Annotated in this window: 19 protein-coding genes, 1 tRNA gene and 1 CRISPR repeat array; of the genes, 10 read left to right on the top strand and 10 right to left on the bottom strand. The window is 42.1% G+C overall.

Going from position 1 to position 19,028, the window contains the following annotated elements; translation table 11 throughout:
* Window positions 1–60 precede the first annotated feature (60 nt).
* Both ACM0OX_RS12480 and ACM0OX_RS12475 read right to left on the bottom strand, forming a co-directional pair.
* A complete protein-coding gene (locus ACM0OX_RS12480; protein ID WP_414515165.1) occupies window positions 61–1,188 on the bottom strand; it encodes an aryl-sulfate sulfotransferase in 1,128 nt (375 codons plus the stop codon).
* A gap of 161 nt (window positions 1,189–1,349) precedes the next feature.
* On the bottom strand, window positions 1,350–2,387 hold the full coding sequence (locus ACM0OX_RS12475) for an NADP(H)-dependent aldo-keto reductase (RefSeq protein WP_414515164.1): 1,038 nt from the start codon (window positions 2,385–2,387) through the stop codon (window positions 1,350–1,352).
* A gap of 467 nt (window positions 2,388–2,854) precedes the next feature.
* Between ACM0OX_RS12475 and ACM0OX_RS12470 the strand changes: the two genes are divergently transcribed.
* The 6 genes from ACM0OX_RS12470 to ACM0OX_RS12445 all read left to right on the top strand — a co-directional run bounded on the left by ACM0OX_RS12470 (window position 2,855) and on the right by ACM0OX_RS12445 (window position 7,144).
* Window positions 2,855–2,995 carry a hypothetical protein gene (locus ACM0OX_RS12470; protein ID WP_414515163.1) on the top strand — a complete coding sequence of 47 codons (141 nt, stop codon included), beginning with the start codon at window positions 2,855–2,857 and terminating at the stop codon, window positions 2,993–2,995.
* A 219-nt stretch (window positions 2,996–3,214) separates the two neighbouring features.
* The gene (locus tag ACM0OX_RS12465) at window positions 3,215–3,943 is read left to right on the top strand and encodes a Crp/Fnr family transcriptional regulator (protein WP_414515161.1); all 729 of its coding nucleotides are present in this window, start codon (window positions 3,215–3,217) and stop codon (window positions 3,941–3,943) included.
* 197 nt (window positions 3,944–4,140) lie between these two features.
* Window positions 4,141–4,887, top strand: a complete 747-nt coding sequence (locus tag ACM0OX_RS12460; protein ID WP_414515160.1) for a Crp/Fnr family transcriptional regulator — start codon at window positions 4,141–4,143, stop codon at window positions 4,885–4,887.
* A gap of 80 nt (window positions 4,888–4,967) precedes the next feature.
* Complete coding sequence (locus ACM0OX_RS12455; protein ID WP_414515158.1) at window positions 4,968–5,678, top strand: Crp/Fnr family transcriptional regulator; 711 nt, start codon at window positions 4,968–4,970, stop codon at window positions 5,676–5,678.
* 194 nt (window positions 5,679–5,872) lie between these two features.
* Window positions 5,873–6,292 (top strand): response regulator, encoded by a 420-nt coding sequence (locus ACM0OX_RS12450; protein WP_414515157.1) that lies wholly within the window; start codon window positions 5,873–5,875, stop codon window positions 6,290–6,292.
* 261 nt (window positions 6,293–6,553) lie between these two features.
* Window positions 6,554–7,144 carry a peptidoglycan-binding protein gene (locus tag ACM0OX_RS12445; RefSeq protein WP_414515156.1) on the top strand — a complete coding sequence of 197 codons (591 nt, stop codon included), beginning with the start codon at window positions 6,554–6,556 and terminating at the stop codon, window positions 7,142–7,144.
* A gap of 121 nt (window positions 7,145–7,265) precedes the next feature.
* Here ACM0OX_RS12445 and wecB read toward each other — a convergent pair whose 3' ends face one another.
* Together wecB and ACM0OX_RS12435 are read right to left on the bottom strand one after the other, a co-directional pair.
* Window positions 7,266–8,378: a non-hydrolyzing UDP-N-acetylglucosamine 2-epimerase gene (wecB, locus tag ACM0OX_RS12440; RefSeq protein WP_414515155.1), complete on the bottom strand. Its 1,113-nt coding sequence runs from the start codon at window positions 8,376–8,378 to the stop codon at window positions 7,266–7,268.
* A 260-nt stretch (window positions 8,379–8,638) separates the two neighbouring features.
* The gene (locus ACM0OX_RS12435) at window positions 8,639–9,010 is read right to left on the bottom strand and encodes a hypothetical protein (protein WP_094349008.1); all 372 of its coding nucleotides are present in this window, start codon (window positions 9,008–9,010) and stop codon (window positions 8,639–8,641) included.
* A gap of 730 nt (window positions 9,011–9,740) precedes the next feature.
* Between ACM0OX_RS12435 and ACM0OX_RS12430 the strand changes: the two genes are divergently transcribed.
* The 3 genes from ACM0OX_RS12430 to ACM0OX_RS12420 all read left to right on the top strand — a co-directional run bounded on the left by ACM0OX_RS12430 (window position 9,741) and on the right by ACM0OX_RS12420 (window position 14,511).
* Window positions 9,741–11,024 carry a type IV pilus twitching motility protein PilT gene (locus ACM0OX_RS12430; RefSeq protein ID WP_414515153.1) on the top strand — a complete coding sequence of 428 codons (1,284 nt, stop codon included), beginning with the start codon at window positions 9,741–9,743 and terminating at the stop codon, window positions 11,022–11,024.
* Between the two features lie 380 nt (window positions 11,025–11,404).
* Complete coding sequence (locus ACM0OX_RS12425) at window positions 11,405–12,172, top strand: circadian clock KaiB family protein (RefSeq protein WP_094349010.1); 768 nt, start codon at window positions 11,405–11,407, stop codon at window positions 12,170–12,172.
* A gap of 253 nt (window positions 12,173–12,425) precedes the next feature.
* Window positions 12,426–13,694: direct repeats of the CRISPR family, unit length 37 nt; unit sequence ATCGCAATCAACTAAAATCCCTATTAGGGATTGAAAC.
* Between the two features lie 136 nt (window positions 13,695–13,830).
* Window positions 13,831–14,511 (top strand): RibD family protein, encoded by a 681-nt coding sequence (locus tag ACM0OX_RS12420; RefSeq protein WP_414515152.1) that lies wholly within the window; start codon window positions 13,831–13,833, stop codon window positions 14,509–14,511.
* Between the two features lie 183 nt (window positions 14,512–14,694).
* Here the strand turns inward: ACM0OX_RS12420 and ACM0OX_RS12415 are convergent, their stop codons facing one another.
* From ACM0OX_RS12415 to ACM0OX_RS12395, 5 genes are all read right to left on the bottom strand, one after another.
* Window positions 14,695–15,045: a histidine triad nucleotide-binding protein gene (locus ACM0OX_RS12415; protein ID WP_414515150.1), complete on the bottom strand. Its 351-nt coding sequence runs from the start codon at window positions 15,043–15,045 to the stop codon at window positions 14,695–14,697.
* Between the two features lie 181 nt (window positions 15,046–15,226).
* Window positions 15,227–15,300, bottom strand: a tRNA-Pro gene (locus ACM0OX_RS12410).
* A gap of 50 nt (window positions 15,301–15,350) precedes the next feature.
* A complete protein-coding gene (locus ACM0OX_RS12405) occupies window positions 15,351–15,716 on the bottom strand; it encodes a DUF1818 family protein (RefSeq protein WP_099099025.1) in 366 nt (121 codons plus the stop codon).
* Window positions 15,717–15,781: 65 nt separating this feature from the next.
* Window positions 15,782–16,381: a hypothetical protein gene (locus ACM0OX_RS12400; RefSeq protein WP_414515201.1), complete on the bottom strand. Its 600-nt coding sequence runs from the start codon at window positions 16,379–16,381 to the stop codon at window positions 15,782–15,784.
* A 130-nt stretch (window positions 16,382–16,511) separates the two neighbouring features.
* On the bottom strand, window positions 16,512–16,748 hold the full coding sequence (locus tag ACM0OX_RS12395) for a DNA-directed RNA polymerase subunit omega (RefSeq protein ID WP_094351515.1): 237 nt from the start codon (window positions 16,746–16,748) through the stop codon (window positions 16,512–16,514).
* A gap of 149 nt (window positions 16,749–16,897) precedes the next feature.
* Here ACM0OX_RS12395 and ACM0OX_RS12390 point away from each other — a divergent pair, with 149 nt between their 5' ends.
* A complete protein-coding gene (locus ACM0OX_RS12390) occupies window positions 16,898–17,317 on the top strand; it encodes a fasciclin domain-containing protein (protein WP_335196610.1) in 420 nt (139 codons plus the stop codon).
* A 90-nt stretch (window positions 17,318–17,407) separates the two neighbouring features.
* On the opposite strand, the gene ACM0OX_RS12385 is transcribed toward ACM0OX_RS12390, so the two are convergent.
* Entirely contained in the window at window positions 17,408–18,880 is a 1,473-nt protein-coding gene (locus tag ACM0OX_RS12385; RefSeq protein WP_414515148.1) for a glycoside hydrolase family 13 protein, read from the bottom strand.
* Window positions 18,881–19,028: the final 148 nt, after the last annotated feature.

The following is a 19,028-nucleotide window of genomic DNA, read 5'->3' as shown; positions in this document are numbered from 1 at the left end:
AAAGTAGGGAATAGGGATGAGCTATTTCTCCCCCTTGCCCCTCTGCTCCCCTGCCTTCCCCTACAGCCAAGGCACTTCTTCAGGTGCATAACGGAAGGCGCGGAAGACTGTATTTTGCTCTCCAAGAGTTACCGGCGACTTCTCGCCTGGAATATTCCGAGCTGCAAAGTGGGGATTGATGTATTCCCAAACAATCTCCCCTGTAACTGTCACCTCGAATATTCGGCCATAAGCACCTTCTGTAATCAAGGTATTGCCATTGGCCAAACGTTGCGCTCCTGATATATAAGAACTGAAGAAATTTTGGGGCGGATTGTCGGTGTATTCCCAAACGATTTCTTTGGTTTGACGGTTCACCTCAATCACACGCGAGAAATTGAGAGCAATGTTACGGCGATGTGCGCCATTGTCGAAAATCAAGATATTACCGTTAGCTAGTTCGTTTGGAAAGTGCTGCTGTGCTAGCACGTCATCGCCTAACGTCCAGATAATTTCGCCGGTTTTGCGATCGACAATGACAACTGTGGAGATATTACGAAAGCTCACTATAATGTTGCCATCAGCGAGTTCACCTACAGTATTCCCATGAGTCCATTCGTGTCGATGATCTTGGGGTGTAATCGTAAATATATCTGGATCAAGGTGTTCGTGAGCGTGCCAAGTCCAAACGATTTCACCTGCTGGAGTCACCTCATAAAGCACATCCGCATAGATATCACCATCTGCTTCTGTACCTGGTACGCCACCTTTAATGTGGGGAACTAAAGACTGAGGTATCTTTTCAATGGCGAGTATAATTGTGTTGCCATTGGCTAATCTGCGTCCATCATGATGATGATCTGGATGCTTATATTCCCAAATAATATTTCCCTTGGGATCTGCTTCTAAAACAACGCCACTTTTGAAGGCAGCCCATAAAGCAAAACGTAGGGGTTCTTTTGGTGGAGTTTTACCATTATAAAAAAGGTTGCCATTGGGCAAAAGATAACCGTATAAGCCTGGTGGATAAGGCAGATTCCATTGGTGTATTACTTCTCCTTCCAAGTTCAGAAGATAGACTTCACCTTGACCTGTCAAAGGTGTGAAAAGTGTGTATCCTTTAAATACTTTTTCGGGATTGTAAGCTCTTAAACCAGTACCCCGACGACGAATAGTATTCTGGTCAACTAATGTTGCTGTAAAAGTCATATTCTACCTACTAAATATCTAGTTTTGCATCTAAGAACTGGGAGAGAGTGCATCGCGCATCTCTACTTTTACCCTGATAATGAGAGCCAGAGGCTCTAGGGAGGCATTACCTGGAGCCTGGTAACGAGGCGAACTATTTTGAATTTTGAATTTTGAATTATTTATGGTGCTGGGTTTGGCGATTGAGCATGAACTATATCCAACTCTTCCAAAATGTCTTTGTCGAGAACTACATTCACACTTTCTAAATTTTCTTTAAGTTGTTCCAGTGTCGTAGCACCAATAATTGTGCTAGGCACAAACCAACGACTCCGCACAAATGCTAAGGCTAAATGCGCTGGACTTAGTTGATGGTGCTTGGCAATTTCTACATAAGCTGATACAGCTTGACTGACTTTCGGTTTCAGATAGCGCTGACCAAAATTTTCAAACAAACTGACTCTTGCTTTCTCTGGTTTACCGTTGAGATATTTGCCAGTCAAGAAGCCAAATGCTAAAGGACTATAAGCTAGTAACCCAATTTCTTCGTGATAAACTGCTTCTGCTAAGGCTCCGTCAAATACTCGATTCAGCAAGTTGTAAGCATTTTGAATCGAAACAACTTTGGGCAATCCTAATTGTTTAGCAGCGTTACTAAACTGGGCAACTCCCCAAGGAGTTTCATTACTCAAACCGATATAGCGAATTTTCCCAGCTTTAATTACATCGTCAAAAACTGCTAGCTGTTCAGGGATGAGAACCGTTTCTCCCACCTGGGTTGGATCGAACACTGTTTGCCCAAACCGTGGCACGTAGCGATCTGGCCAGTGGATTTGATACAGATCGATATAGTCTGTCTGTAATCTTTTTAAACTATCATCTACAGCTTGTTTGATATTATCACGATCGATTGCTTTGGCTCCTCCACGTACCCATTTAAAGCCTCGACCGGGGCCAGCAATTTTAGTAGCTATAATAACTCGATCTCTTTGTTGACGTTTTAACCATTCTCCAATGTAAGTTTCAGTTAATCCATAAGTTTCGGCACTTGTTGGGACAGGGTACATTTCTGCTGCATCAATAAAATTGACTCCTTGGGCAATAGAATAATCTAGTTGCTCATGGGCTTCTTCAATAGTATTTTGCTGTCCATAAGTCATAGTACCTAGACAAATTTCAGAAACTTTTAGGTCACTCTTGCCAAGTTGGTTATACTTCATGTTTCTGCGTTGTTATTCAGTCAATTTAACAGTGATATTTTTATTGAAGATTTTGCATTTTGTCAAGCGCATTATTATTTTTTAAGTAAATTAGCTTCAAACAATACTGGATTTGGCACTAAGCCAATATAAATTTTTCAGAGAAAATATACTTATACTACTGTAAATCGGTAGTCAAAACGTAGTTAGTGCATATAGCTGTCTATTATTGCACAGATGAACCAAATAAGTGAGTTAGTTTTGGGTAATCCAAATTTTAAATTTGTAGTATAAAACACTTGCTTTTATTGGATATTTGTGAAATGGACTGTTTTAGGCTGAGTATATAGTACAATGAATCGGTATACTTACCGTAGTATACTAAAAATCTTAAGATTATTCTAGAATGAAGTCTTAATAAATATTCATATTAATAGGGTTATTTCTAAGTACCTTTTTTTAAGGCAGTTAAAATATACCAAGATCGGTTGGGAGAGCTAAAAATATTTGGTAGCAATGAAAAAGATTTAGGTTTTAATGACTTGTATAATCAGGAATTTTTTGCTGCGATCGCTGACAACGATGCTCATATCTATAGCAATATGATTAGCGAATATAATTTCATTTAATTTATGCGATCGCAAATTTAATTAAGTTAATTTCCTTGGATATTTTTGCTACTATAAACAACTCATTTAGTGATATTATAAATATGAGTATAAAAACCTCAGTCTCTCACTAAAACTTTTTTAGGGAATACACCTTTTGACATTAAGGCTAGACTCTTGATTTTCTCCTTATGCCGTGAGTTGTCTGTTCTAGAGACGGCTACATTCAGGAGAATCCCAATGCCATTAGACACAAATACCCTTGATAAACCAGCAAATAAGCTGCTAGCAGCTTTGCCAGCCAGTGATTATGAACGCCTTGTCCCCCATCTAAAGCTAGTTCCGCTCTCAAATCGGCAAATACTTCACGAAGCAGGTGAACCGATCGCACAGGTATATTTTCCTAATAAAGCAGTGGTTTCTATAATCACCACTATGGAAGATGGCTCGACTGTAGAAGCTGGTTTAGTGAGCAATGAAGGTATGGTGGGTATCCCAGTAATTTTAGGAGACAACATCACAACCACAACAGCATTAGTGCAGGTTCCAGACAGTGCTATGCAGATGGATGCAAATATATTCAGAAGCGAGTTTAATCGGGGTACAGCCCTTCAAAGCCTGTTGCTGCGCTACGTGCAAGGTGTATACACTCAAATAGCACAAGGATCTGCCTGCAACCGTCTTCATAAGCTAGAGAGGCGGCTGGCTCGCTGGCTGCTAACAGTTTCCGATCGTCTGGAATCAGAAGAATTTCCGCTCACCCAAGAATTTATCGCACAGATGCTAGGTGTACGTCGCGCTGGTGTCACCGAAGCAGCTAATATCCTGAGTGATGCCGGAATCATCACCTACCACCGCGGCCAGATTAACATCCTGAATCGAGAGGCTTTACAAAAAACCTCCTGCGAATGTTATCAGATTATAGAAGATGAATATGTCCGTTTATTGGGCAATTTGCCGAATAAATGATGAAAATAACTTTTTTTAGACTTCTATGTACGAAACCGCACAGACTCAAACAAGTGTGTTCATTTAAGCTTTTTTAGATTGTCCCCGTGTTTCTTTAGCGAATACATCTTTTGACATTAGGATCAGAACCTTAATCCTTTCCTTGTGCCCTGAGTTGGCTTTTCTAAAGTCACCTACCTTAAGGAGAGTGACTTCTAATGTCATTAGATAAAAACCTCTTTCAGCAACGACCAAATAAGCTGTTGGCAGCTTTACCAGATAGTGATTATCAGCGTATTTTCCCCTATTTAAAACTAGTTCCGCTCCAAGTTCAGCAAATCCTTTACGAAGCAGCCGAACCCATCACACAGGTCTATTTTCCTGATAAGGCAATGGTTTCTATAGTCACGACTATGGAAGATGGCTCAACGGCGGAAGTTGGGATAGTAAGTAATGAAGGCATGGTGGGTATCCCGGTAATTTTAGGAGACAACACCACAACCACAACAGCCTTTGTGCAGATTGCCGGCGCTGCTATGCAAATCAATGCAGATGTATTGAGAGCCGAGTTCAATCGGGGCGGAGCTATTAAAAACCTGCTGCTGTGCTATGTACAAGCTGTATACTCTGAACTAGCTCAAGGTGCTGCCTGCAACCGTCTCCATACACTGGAAGAACGGCTGGCTCGCTGGCTACTAACAGTTTCTGAGCGTCTGGAATCAGAAGATTTTCCACTGACACACGAATTTATCTCCCAGATGCTAGGTGTACGTCGTTCCGGTGTGACAGTAGCGGCTAGCACCCTCAGCCGAGCCGGAATGATTGCCTACCAACGCGGTCATATTAGTATCCTGAACCGAGAGGATTTAGAAGCAACTTCCTGTGAGTGTTATCAAGTTATCCAAAAGGAATTTGCTCGGTTACTGGGCTTCATGCCCAGTAACCGAGCCAGAAAATTTTTTTGAGTTATGTGTGCGAAACCGAACAGACTGGAAAAAGTAATTTGATTTAAAGTATTACGATCGAATTTCTATTTTAATGTTCAGTGAGCGACAACATTATTAAGCCGCAAGTAAATAGGTTACTCGCGGCTTTGCCAGCTAATGATTATGAGCGTCTTATTCCGCACCTAAAGTTAGTTTCGCTTCCCACTCGCCAAGTCATTTACGAACCAGGAGAACCCATCACACAGGTCTATTTTCCCCAAAACGCAGTGGTTTCTATAGTCACTATTATGGAAGATGGTTCGACGGTGGAAGTTGGGATAGTGAGCAATGAAGGCATGGTGGGTATCCCAGTAATTTTAGGAGGCAACACAACAACCACAAAAGCGTTTGTCCAAGTTGCGGGCGCTGGAATGCAGATGGATGCAGATGTCCTTAGAACCGAGTTCAATCGGGGCGGAGCTATTCAAAAGCTACTGCTGCGCTATGTACGAGCTGTATATACCGAACTAACACAATCATGTGCGTGCAACCGTCTTCATACACTAGAAGAACGGCTGGCTCGTTGGCTGCTCACAGTCTCTGACCGTTTTGAATCAGATGATTTTCCGCTCACGCAAGAATTTATCGCTCAGATGCTGGGTGTACGGCGCTCCGGTGTTACAGTAGCTGCTAGCACCCTGAGCCGAGCCGGAATGATTCGCTACCAACGCGGTCAAATTAGCATTCTGAACCGAGAGGATTTGGAAGCAACTTCCTGCGAGTGTTATCAAGTTATCCAAAAAGAATTTACTCGGTTGCTGGGGAATTAGCCAAGGCGCGTAGGCGTAGCCCGTCGTAGACATCGCCAATGAATTATTTTAAATTACTATGTCTGAAACCGGACAGACGCCTGCTAATTGGTTCCTTTAAGATTTAATAAAGTATGCATCAAATAGCGTCAAAGCTAAGTAGTACTTGCTGCGATCGCTACTTAAATTCTTTGAGCTATAGGGCGGTAAAAAGAATGTCTAATCAATCAATGTCTTTTCAAGGTCTGCGATTGCTCGTTGTTGATGACGATAGTGATACGAGAATATTACTTACCTTCCTTTTTGAATTAGAGGGAGCAGAAGTGATTGCAGCTGCTTCAGCAGACGAAGCTCTAAAAAGAATGTCATCTTTTAAACCAGACATCCTAATTAGTGACATTTGCTTACCCGATGAAGATGGCTACTCACTACTCTCGAAGGTCAAAAATTTGGAAGCAAAGCGGGGTAGAAATATTCCAGCGATCGCTCTGACGGCATCGACTTTCGAGGACGATCATAAACGTGCATTATTAGCAGGTTATGATATATACCAATGCAAGCCGATAGACTTAGACGAGTTAACTTTTATGGTTGCTAGTTTAGTTGGAATCAAACAATACGTTTGTCATATTTAGATGTAACCAGGGACAAGCCATTAACTAAAAAAGCTTTAACTAAATTTTATTTATTTTCAAAATGCGATGTCTACGACGAGCTAAACCGTTGTAGAAATCGCATTTTTTCATGAATCTTTTGACTAATTTTATGTTTTATTAATTTCGCTAGCAATAAAAAACTTTTAAAATACAGTGATATAAAATATACTAAGAATAAATACAGAGAAAGACCAAGTAATTCTCTGCGAGTACTCATTTTTTCATATCAAGGAGTGCATTATGGAATATCTTGCTTATTCCCAGATGTTTATTGCTCAAGAAGAGGCATCTGGAAACACTAAGTACAATCTTCCTCAACCTCAATTTAATTGGAAAAAACTGCTTAAATCTTCGGCTTGGTTAGCTTTAGCTGGTGTCGGTGTATTATTTGCTGCTGTAACCCAAATTCAAGTGAGTTCGGCTGCCTATGTAAAGACTAACGGCAATTGTTTACGTGTCCGTACCGGCCCCAGCAGCAACTACTCGTATGTGGACTGTGTACCAAATGGCGCAACACTTCCAGCAATTGAACGATATGAAAATGGTTTTGCCAGACTTTCTACAGGTAGATACGTTTTTGCGCGATGGATTGGTGATAGACCTAATAATCGTCCTGTGACTAGGCCTGGTGGTGTTGGCGGTACAGTGATTCTTACCCCTGGTTCAAAAGGTCAGCTCGTCAGAGACCTGCAAACAGCTTTAGGTAATCTCAGGATTGATGGAATTTACGGTCAAGAAACTGTTAGCCGAGTCCGAAGCTTTCAGCAAAGTAAAGGTCTACTTGTAGATGGCGTTGTCGGCCCCGAAACTCGATCGGCTCTGGGTATTTAGCCAGAAACCACCCTTAAAAAATCTCGTGGTTCGGTAAATATTGTCAAACTAGTTTTGAGGGTTTGTAGTAAGCACTTTAGTGCTTGAGAAATAAGGACTAAAGTCCTTACTACGAACTTTTTTACCCATGAATGTAATTTTGGACAATCTGCAAAATGCGCTCTGCTGCATGACCATCCCCAAAGGGATTGATTGCATTTGCCATCGCTTCATAAGCATCTGAGTCACTGAGTAACTCAGCAGCGGCTGCAACAATGTTCTCAGTCTTAGTGCCAACAAGTTTGGCTGTACCAGCTACCACAGCCTCTGGTCTTTCGGTAGTGTCTCTCAAAACTAGTACTGGTTTTCCCAAGCTGGGCGCTTCTTCTTGCAAGCCACCAGAGTCAGTGAGTAAAAGATGCGATCGCCCAATTGCCGCCACTAATTCCCCATAATCTAGAGGATCTGTCAAGAAAATTCGGGGATGATTCCCTAAAAGTTCCTGCAACGGGACTCGTACTGTCGGATTGCGGTGCAATGGTAAGAGCAAAGCTGTATCAGGAAACTTGTCTAAGATTTGTAAAAAGCCTTGAGCGATCGCTAATAGAGGTTCTCCCCAATTCTCCCGACGATGAACTGTTGCTAATAAAACTCGATATGATTCCCAGTCTAAGCCTGGGACATTGCAAACTACTTGGGTTGCAGCGACATTTAATAATGCATCAATTACCGTGTTGCCCGTCATGTGAATTTCACCCAAAACACCAGAACGATGCAAATTTTCCACAGCCCAAGGAGTCGGCGCAAAGTGCAATTGAGTAATTTGAGAAATCAATCGGCGATTAGCTTCTTCTGGGTAAGGATTGAAGATATCATCAGTTCTTAATCCTGCTTCTACATGACCAACAGGGATTTTTTGATAAAAAGCTGCCAAAGCTGCGGCAAAAGCAGTGGTAGTGTCTCCCTGCACGATTACGAAATCTGGCTTTTCTGCCTTAAATAATGCTTCTAAACCTTGTAAACTACGGCAAGTAATATCATTTAGAGATTGTTGAACCTGCATAATTTCCAAGTTATAATCTGCCTTGATATTAAACAGTTGCATAACTTGCTCAACCATCTCACGATGCTGTCCAGTTAGAATTACTTGCAACTGAAATTCTGAAGACTTTTGGAAAACCTGAATCACTGGAGCAAGTTTAATTGCTTCCGGGCGAGTACCTAAGATAATGCAAACGCGTTTTTGATTAGTCATTAGTCATCTGTAATTTACCATCTATAGTTAATGGTCTATAGTCAATGCTCTATGGTCAATAGTAGGCAGTCAATCCTCACATAAACCATAAATATTAATGGATAAATCACACAAGATATAAAAAAACCGGCTTAACCGGGCAAATGCATTGTTTGTCTAATTAACCTGTAATAACTATTTAAAAGTTTAAATTATAAAAACCATGAAAAAACCCGGCTTAACCGGGCAGACGCACTGTTTGTCTAATTAACCTGTAATAACTATTTAATCTCACAAGTTAGAGGGCAAGCAGCGTAAACAGTAGCCTGCATTTGGTCTGCCTCTCCATGCAGCCAACTTAACCATTTAACTTCACTAGGATGAACTCCCTTAACAGTTAGCACACCCGCAGCCAATACAACTGCCATAACATTAAACATTATTAGAGCGCCTGCTACAAGCAAAACCGCACTAACAGGCATCACAGATTGCAAGATAATCGACAACAGACATCCGACCGTAGCCATTAAGACAACTAGTGGAAAACCCACAACCAACAAACATACTGCTAATGTAAAAGTCCATATTAAAAAGCTTTTAATCATCAACAAGGAGTAGGTCTTTCCTTGATTAGAGCTTTGAGCAGAAACCATGACTTTTCCTCCCAAAATACACAACAGATTTTAATTTCAGTCATATCTCGCTTTTTGCGAGTAAACTGAATTGTTTCAGTGAAATTCAGTATATAAAAACTAATCGGAAAAATGAGCATTTGTTTACTAAAGTTTACAGTTAATTTTTTGTAATTATGGATATAAAGTCAATTTTCTATCTATTAGAAAAACTTGTTTACTGCATCTACCTTCAGGTATATAACCTAAAAGGTATGAGCTTTTAACCTTGATCCCCACGATATCGCTCCTATTCAACTTAACATTTCTTATAAAAATTAGTAGTCTTTCTCATAATTCATAGACAGCCTGAATAAATGAACTGCTAGTATTTGTGCTGTTAATTGCTGGCAATTCGTGCCCATACCTGGGATAAATTTCTCATCTAAGTTATGAGAATATTTACGTTAAAAGTAAAATCATTAAAATATACTTGTTCACCTATGTGTATTTTCTGAGGTCTTTTAAGTCCTTACGTGTGTTAAACCAGTTTAGATAGGTTAAATAATCCATCTAAATATTCTGAGTAGTGAAATCTTAGGAAATAAAAGATACCAATTGAGGTAGATGAAATAGATTGACCGTGGTTCTAGAGTTTCAATCGCCTTCTATCACCGCTAAGGCTTGCAGACAAGCATTCTCCAAAAGTCATCAAAGCAAGTGACTTTACTTCTCGTTAATTCAACTTTTTAACTGCCAAATGTGAAGATATATGACAGAATCACAGTCTCCATTAAATTCTAACTCTGCTGCCGGACGTAATTTGCCACCAATGCCGCCGCCACCACCACCAACTCCAACCTTTAGTACGCAGCGGCAGATGACACAAACATTGGATATGTCAATGGATAGGGGCACTAATCCGCCTGTTGCAGGTCATCGTCCGGGTAGTCCACCGCCAATACCTAATTCAGTTCGCCCTCAAAACAGCAGTGCAGGGCCCACTTTAGAGAAGTTAATCAGGGAAGCTTACGACCAGGGATATTCTGACTTGCACTTGGGTGTAGGTGAAGTACCCCGCTTCCGCAGTCGAGGAGAAATTCAATCAATGGATTATCCAGCAACAGATAAAGAAGCTTTTATGAGTTGGTTGCGGGAGGTGATGAGTGAGGGGGAAATTCAGCGCTATGAAGAACACTTAGAATTTGACGGAGCAACTCAGTATGACTTTGCTCGCGTGCGGATTAATGTTTTTGGCTCCCTCAAAGGGCCTGCAATGGTCTTGCGGTTGATTCCTCTGAAAATCTTAACTATGGAACAGTTGAATTTACCCCCAATTTTTCGGGATATTTGTCATCACCACAAAGGTTTAATTTTGGTAACGGGGCCCACTGGTTCTGGTAAGTCCACCACAATGGCAGCGATGGTTGACTACATCAATAAGGAGATGGCAAAGCACATCATTACCATTGAAGATCCGATAGAATTTATCCATCAAAGCCGTAAGTCGTTGGTGAAACAACGGGAAGTGGGAATGCATACCCGGAAATTTGACAACGCTTTGAAAGCAGCTTTGCGGGAAGACCCAGATTTGATTCTGGTAGGGGAAATGCGAGACAAGGAAACAGTTAACACCGCCCTAAAAGCCGCTCAGACTGGTCACTTAGTCATGGGAACCCTGCACACCAATAGTGCGGTCAAAACCATTGAGCGGATTCTTAACCTCTATTCTGGTGATGAGCAGGATGCAATGCGGGTGGCGATTTCTGAGTCTTTAGTGGCAGTAATTGCTCAAGGTTTGTGTCGCACAACTGACGGTAAGCGGGCTGCTTTCCACGATGTGCTGATCAATACTGAGGCGATTAAGGAATGGATCAAAGACGGTAAGTATGATGAAATTGGCGAGTTGATGAAACAAGCTGGCTTTGATGGCATGATTACGATGAATCAGTCATTGCTCAATCTCTATCAAGACGGACGCATCACTGAAGAAACTGCTTTGGAAATGTCACCAACTCCTAACGAAATGGCACAGTTTCTCCGAGGTCGAGTTTAGGATTGGGGCATTGAAATTAGGGTAGAGGTGACAGGTGACAGGTTATAGCAACTTCCCGGCTACGCAAACAATTGCAGATTGTAATTAGGGTAGAGGTGACAGGTGACAGGTTATAGGGAATAATAGACCTCTTGCAAAAATATATTTTTGCACTCTTAGGGAAAAGGGAAAAGGTTAAAGGGAAAGGATTTTGAGTTTTTTTCCCCTTTTCCCCTTCCCCTTTACCCCGACTTTTGCAAGAAGTCTAATCTTTATCCTGTAACCTTTACCCTATTCCCTTCTTTACTCCCCAATCCCAAATATCTTTGCGATCCTGGTTGAGGTTATAGCTAAGGTAAAAGGTAAAAGAGAGAATTTTTACTTTTAGTTCCCTAACCTCTATGAATAACTTGACGACAAATAAACTATCTACACCCCAGCTGTTTAAAGGCATTGCGCTATTTACGCCTGGAGGAGATTTAATTTACTGCATCGACCCTAGCAAGCAAGGTCGATGGCATTTGCATTTGTGCTCGGCTTTGCAAGAAATTCTAGATTTACCAGAGCCACCGCACTTTTTAGTGCCTTGTTATACTGCAACTATTGACAATTGGTTAGATCCGCGCACTCAACAAGTGCGAACTTTTGCTGAAGCTTATCCGGCTGTAATTAGACATCAAGCTTTGCTTAATGCTGTTTTTGGCACAGGAGAATTAGTATGGCAAGCAGCTCCTTGGCAAGAAGGATTGTGCGATCGCATGGTGTTAACAACCTATCGTTCGTCATTTGGGCAGCTTTGGGAGGATCACGATTTAATTGTTCGCTTAGACCTTTCTGAACCTGTACCAAAATATCACCAACCAGTAATAATACAAAAAAAAGAAGCCATCACCCAAGGCTATGTTCTCCGCTTGTTTGTTGCCGGACATAGCAGTTCTACTGAACGCATTCTGCAAAATTTACACGAATTGTTAGAGCGATCGCTCGGACACCCTTATACTCTGAAGGTGATTGATGTTTTAAGTCATCCAGAACAAGCAGAACTAAATCAGGTTTCTGCAACTCCTACCCTTGTCAAGGTTTGGCCTCACCCAATTCGGCGAATCGTTGGAGAGTTGGATCATGTAGAAAAGATTTTACAGATGTTGGCTGCTAAGGAAAAATTTTAAGTAATCAGACTAGTTTTTTTGCTAAGTGCGCGAATAGGTAGGTGTTGGTGAAGGGGGAAATACAAAAATGGCTAGATTGCCTTATCTGCAAAGATTTGAGAGCTTTAGCATCTTGAAACCATCCGCGCACCTTATATAAACTGACTTTCAGTTATTTACAGTTAGTACAATTGCCAGTCCTTATGTTATGATTTTTGCATTCGCGCTATTGAACCTCGAAAACCAAATAACACAAGCCTTTCAGATGCCTGCGATCGCAATCAACTAAAATCCCTATTAGGGATTGAAACAGGAAAAATGACATATAATTCGGGATTACTGGAGATCGCAATCAACTAAAATCCCTATTAGGGATTGAAACAGGGTAGATTCATTATCGAAGGAAAACAAGGACAATATCGCAATCAACTAAAATCCCTATTAGGGATTGAAACTTATCGTGCAAATGCTGTAGCAAGTTCTTTAGCTTGTTCAAATCGCAATCAACTAAAATCCCTATTAGGGATTGAAACTTTTAAAGCTTCTTTAACTGGCAACGCTCTTAATATCGCAATCAACTAAAATCCCTATTAGGGATTGAAACTTCTTGACGCTAGCTGATGCTCAAAAACAAGCTGATCGCAATCAACTAAAATCCCTATTAGGGATTGAAACAGGTAGATTAAAACTGAAATATTCATCTGAAGTATTATCGCAATCAACTAAAATCCCTATTAGGGATTGAAACTTAATAGATACAGAACCAAACAAGCACCGAAAGAATCGCAATCAACTAAAATCCCTATTAGGGATTGAAACCCAGATTTAGCACCGCCCCCAGCGCCTTACCCAGGAATCGCAATCAACTAAAATCCCTATTAGGGATTGAAACTTTAGTAAAGGGAATGACCATAGAAAAAGAACGACTAAATCGCAATCAACTAAAATCCCTATTAGGGATTGAAACTTCTAACGTATTAATCGACCTCTCAGAATCAGATCGCAATCAACTAAAATCCCTATTAGGGATTGAAACTAAACACGCTTCCACATAAATAGAAGCGATTTCATCGCAATCAACTAAAATCCCTATTAGGGATTGAAACAAGAACTGCTTGCCGGGGAATTGAAGGCGGTCGAATCGCAATCAACTAAAATCCCTATTAGGGATTGAAACTATTCCCGCGGTCGCTTCATGGCTTAGGCAGTACAAAATCGCAATCAACTAAAATCCCTATTAGGGATTGAAACAAGTATGGCGAAGAGGAGGCAAAAAGCGCCAAGCAAATCGCAATCAACTAAAATCCCTATTAGGGATTGAAACAAATACATCTTCTTCATCTTCATCATATTCACCTAATATCGCAATCAACTAAAATCCCTATTAGGGATTGAAACTAATTTTGACAAACTCACCATCTGAGATAACTGCGGCATCGCAATCAACTAAAATCCCTATTAGGGATTGAAACAAAGTTGGCGGGGTCGCTCGGTAAACCCCACCAAATCGCAATCAACTAAAATCCCTATTAGGGATTGAAACGATATCCCGTAAGCCTTTAACGGCAATCGCGCACATCGCAATCAACTAATATTATCTACACTTGCAAGATGTCTACTCTAAAGTATTGAGGGGGCTTCAAAAAGGTAAAATTATAAAGAATCGTTACAACATAATCATGTCAGCTATCCAAACAACTTTGGTTCTTGCCATGACGGCCGATGGAAAAATTAGTGCCGTAGATCCGAAAGCGCCCCGTGAACCTAATGTAGTCGATCGTGCACACGTGGAATATCAAGTCTCCCTTGCCGATTTAATCCTGGTAGGAGCAGGGACAATTAGGGCTGAGGGGGGAACCTTTGAAATTAGCGATCGCGAACTGTTAGCAGCACGTGAGGTTCGGGGTCAGTCTCCTCAGCCGATTACTTGTGTTGTTTCAGGTTCCCTTGACCTATCGCCGGACTTGCCTTTTTTGAGTCAGGACATTGAGCGATGGATATTTACCACACGGACTGCTTTAGAGCGCAGTTCTGATACGACAACTTTGCAAAAACTGGCTGAATTAATTGATTTGGGAGATACAGACCTGGACTGGGATCGGGCCTACACCTTGATGGCAGAGCGGGGTATTCACAAAGTCGTTGCTTTGGGAGGTGGCTCTTTAACAGCTGCTCTAGTCAAGGCAGGGCGAATTGACGATTGGTGGTTGACCATTTGGCCGATCATTTTTGGAGGAAAGCACGCTCCTAGCCCAGTGGAGGGAGAGGGTTTTCTTCCCGATGTTGCTCCTCATCTCGAACTCATAGAAACTCGTCAGGTTGGAAGTGATTTGTTTTTACATTACCGCACGGTTAAGTGAAAACGCGCTGCCTGAATTAAGAACTTATGATCTCGTTGATACTAGAAAGCAGGGGAGCAGGGGAGAAGTTGCAGTAAGCTTTTCCCCTCTGCCCCTCGGTCACTGAGCGTAGCCGAAGTGCTGCCCCTCTGCCCCTCTGCCCCTCTGCCCCTCTGCCCCCTGCCTCCTGCCTCCTGCCTCGCATCAACCAGGGGGCCAATTTAACTGCCGCCCTCCCAAAATATGCAAATGTAAGTGATGGACTGTTTGACCGCCGTCATCACCAGCATTGATGACAACTCGATAACCATTTTTTAGTCCAGCTTCTTGGGCAACACGTTTAGCGGTTAACAAAAGATGCCCCAACACAGCATGATCCTCAGATTCAGCGTCAGCTAGTGTCGCAATGGTTTTTTTGGGAATAACGAGGATGTGAACGGGCGCTTGGGGATGGATGTCTTTGAATGCCAGGGCTAAATTATCCTCGTAAACAATATCAGCGGGAATTTCCCGACGAATGATTTTGCTGAAAATCGTTTCTGTACTTTCACTCATGCCAATCTACCTACTAATCTGCTAGAGATTTTATATTAAGTCCGCCTAATTACTTATCATTGAGAAAATTTGATTGTGCGGGTACACCCAGATTTACTGTTCGGTTCGGTTTTTTCAGGAAAAAGCTATGAAAAAACCTGCCAATCTTTTAAAAAGACTAGCAGGTATGGCTTATCATCAATCGGAGCGGCGGGATTCGAACCCACGACCTCCACTACCCCAAAGTGGCGCGCTACCAAGCTGCGCTACGCCCCGGTCAGAATTCCTATCATATAGCAAAACTGTAGGATAATCAAGAGGCAATTTTAAAAAACCTTAAGCATCCCACTAGCTTGCAGTAAATCTGGAACCGCAGAAGCATTCCATTTACCTTCTACACATCGCCCTGTATTCAAGATGAAGCGCAGACTGTAATCATCAGGATAGCCTTCTACTTCCATCCATAATAAATCGCTTTCGGCTTCACAAGTAATTTTTTCCTCTTCCATCAATTCAGTTGCGAGTTGCTTCATGGTGTCTGCTAGCTGTGCTAATAGACGACAAAAATCATTTAACTCGGCTTCGGTTAACTCAATTGCCCAATCATCTGTACCAACTAAACCTTTAAACTCAGGTGTATCGGGGTTCCAGCCAATACGCCAACCCGATCCGGTTTTGACAACGCGTTCCATAGTTTAGTTTTTTAAACGCAGAGGTACGCAGAGGTGTAACGCAGAGGGACGCAAAGGAAAATTGATCATTTTAGTAGTTCGGCACCTCCTTGTTGCGGTGGCTGTGGGGTAGTTGATGTAGTTGGACTGGGTGCGGTGTTGGAGTTAGGGGGTACGGTGTTTTGGGAAGTAGGATTAAATATATTGACTAAGACTTGCACTAGGGCATCTCGCTGGCTGCGGGTGAGGCTCTTGATGGCTTTGCGATCGCCTTCTATCGGATTTTTCTGTAGTGCATCATTTCCTGGATAGGTAGTATCATACATAATTTCATTTACACCCAGGTAATCAGCTAAAGTCAGCTTCCAATCTAAGCGATAAATGGGGGCACGCCCTTTGGTATAAATGTGATATCTAATTAGGCGATTTGCTAAGGTGTTGCTTTCGGCAACTTTCCCATTTTCTTTACTGATATACTTATTTTCCCGTGGGAAATCTGGCAATTGCTGATACACTAGCTGCCAAACATCGCTAGGCGTGATTCTCTGGGCAGAAGCAGGTTGGATACTAAATATATTTCTATGTATTGATTTATCCGCTCCTGAACCCAAAACAATTACACTCACTAGTATTAAGGTAAGCAGTAGTGGTGTTAGCGGGAGCGGGGCGTTTCGCTTGTGCTGAATTGTGAGTTTTGAGAAAATTGATTTAAATAGAAATTTTTTCTTTTTCATAGAACAATATTTTGGGCGTTGCTGAGTGAAAAGATGAATTTGCCTGATTCAGAATTCAGCACTCACCACTCAGCACTCAATCTTATAGTTCGCCGATAATTTCTGGTTGAGTTAATTCATCGGACATTTCGATAATTGCCCTTAGCACCGGCTTCATCATCGCATCTTCGTTACTTTCAAAGTCTTCGTAACGCCGACGTTTAGCACGATTTGCTACCTGAACCGTAATGCGGTATCGATTTGAGGCTGCACTAATCAGATCCTCAGCCCGGTGCATAATCTGAGATTGAGTTGTCTCGAACTTAGAGCGCTTTAGCATAATCAGTGGTTCTTGGGGTCATTCTCCAGTGTAACAGTACTAAATCAGTCTACTGCTGTCTGTTAAATCGCCAGCAACCTCTCTGTTGATAGAGGCTAAGAGTATTTTAGTCACTTATAAGTAACTTGTAGTATTAAATAACGCACCTCATGGCTGACCTTGTGGAAACTGCGATCGCAGCGGGTAATTTCAATACCCTAATAAAGGCTGCTAAAGCTGTAAATTTCATAGAAACTTTGAAAAGCCCTGGTTCTTTCACGCTCTTTGCACCAACTGACGAAGCTTTTGCTAATCTGCCAGAGGGAACTTTAGACTCGCTACTACAAGATATCCCCAAGCTCCAGAAAATTGTGGCGTATCATATCGCTAGTGGGGATGTTAGGTCTGATGATTTGGTACAGATTAACGAGGCAGAGACACTTGAAGGGTCAATTGTCGCCATTGAATCTGCTGACGGTAAATTTAAAGTAAATAACGCCAATGTCCTCAAAACAGATATTCTGGCAGACAATGGCGTGATCCATATAATTGATGCGGTGTTGATGCCTGCAATGGTGGCGGGGAAGTAAGGGTAGAGGGGCAGAGGGGCAGAGAGGCAGAGGGGCGGAGGGGCAGAGAGACAGAGGGGCAGAGGGAAAAGACCTACTACAACTTCTCCCCTACTCCTTACTCCCCACTCCCAGGATGCACCCACTCCGTGCGGGAACAGTCAATGACAACTGCTGAGTTTCTCCTTCAGCATTCCACTCAACTTCAGCAGTGCCATATAAAAGCTTGTTGGGTTGAGTATGCAAAGTGGGGACATCTGCATTCGCTGTTGCCGAACTTGTACCAGCGTTGATGGCAATTATTAATTCTTCTGTCCCCAAAGTTCGCGCAAAGATATAAAGTTGCCCTTGAGCAAAGAGAACTTGGTAATCACCTGTACGCAAGGCTGGGTAAGTGTGGCGGAGGGCAATTAACTGGCGGTGAGTATTGAAAATTTCTTGATTCCAGTTAGTCTCTAAAGGAAAACCACGACGTGAGTCGGGATCTATTCCTCCAGGTAAGCCAACTTCGTCACCATAGTATATGCTGGCAGCACCGGGAAAGGTGAGCAGCAGTAGAGTTGACAATTCTATACTGGCTATATCACCGCCTGCAATGGTCATCAATCGGGCTGTATCGTGACTTGCAAGCAAATTGAGTTGGGTTAGCTGAATTTCCCAAGGGTAAAGTTGCAGTACTTCTTGAATTTTGGTGGCGTACTCGGTAGCAAATAAGGGTGGGTACGGTTGATAGTCGCGGCTTTGGACTTGTTCTAAGACTACGCGATCGCCTGCTGCAAAGGCAATTGTCGGCCCGGCAAATAGATAATTCATTACGCCGTCAAATTGCGTTCCATCCAACCACTCGCGGGAATCTCCCCACACTTCACCCACAATATAGGCTTCGGGATTGATGGCTTTGACGCGATCGCGAAATTCTTGCCAAAAACCAGGAGTCTTGATTTCAAATGGTACATCTAATCGCCAACCATCAATGCCGAATTTAATCCAATATTCGGCAATTTCCATAATGTATTCTCGTACTTCTGGATTATCGTGGTTAAATTCTGGCAAGGCGCGATTTCCCGCCCAACCCACGTAGTTGGCAGGAAAATCGCCGTTGTAAGCTGAAAGCGGCCAACCTTCTATTTTGAACCAATTTACCCAAGGTGAATGGGGGCCATTTTCTAAAACGTCGTGGAAAAAGAAAAAGCCCCGGCTGGAATGGTTAAACACTCCATCAAGAACAACTTTGATATTTCGTTGATGGGCTGCATTGAGTAATTCCTTAAAAGCTTCGTTGCCCCCTAACATCGGGTCAACTTGATAATAATCGTGGGTATGATAGCGATGATTACTGGCGGATTGAAAAATGGGTGTGAAATAAATCGCGTTAATCCCTAAATTCTGGATGTAGTCTAAATCCTCCATAATGCCCCATAAATCGCCGCCTTTATAGCCTTGGAGGGTTGGCATAGAATCCCAATCTTCCCAACGAGCTTCTTGCAATAACCGTTTGCGCGGCTGTTTGCTTCTGGCAAAACGATCTGGGAAGATTTGGTAGAAAACAGCGTGCTTCACCCAGTCTGGTGTTTGAATTTGCATAAATAACTTTTTGTATGTTTAGAAGCGATCGTTGCAAATATTAGCTTCTTTATGGCTCTTACTTATGATAGAGAATCTGTCATTTCTCAGTATTCATTAGTGATTTAGCCTTTTTCATGCTGTTTTATACGCAAATGTTATCAGTCTT

Origin of the sequence: Nostoc sp. PCC 9305 (assembly GCF_963920915.1) — a bacterium.
Taxonomy (GTDB): Bacteria; Cyanobacteriota; Cyanobacteriia; order Cyanobacteriales; family Nostocaceae; genus Nostoc.
This window is presented reverse-complemented; position numbering and strand designations above follow the sequence as displayed.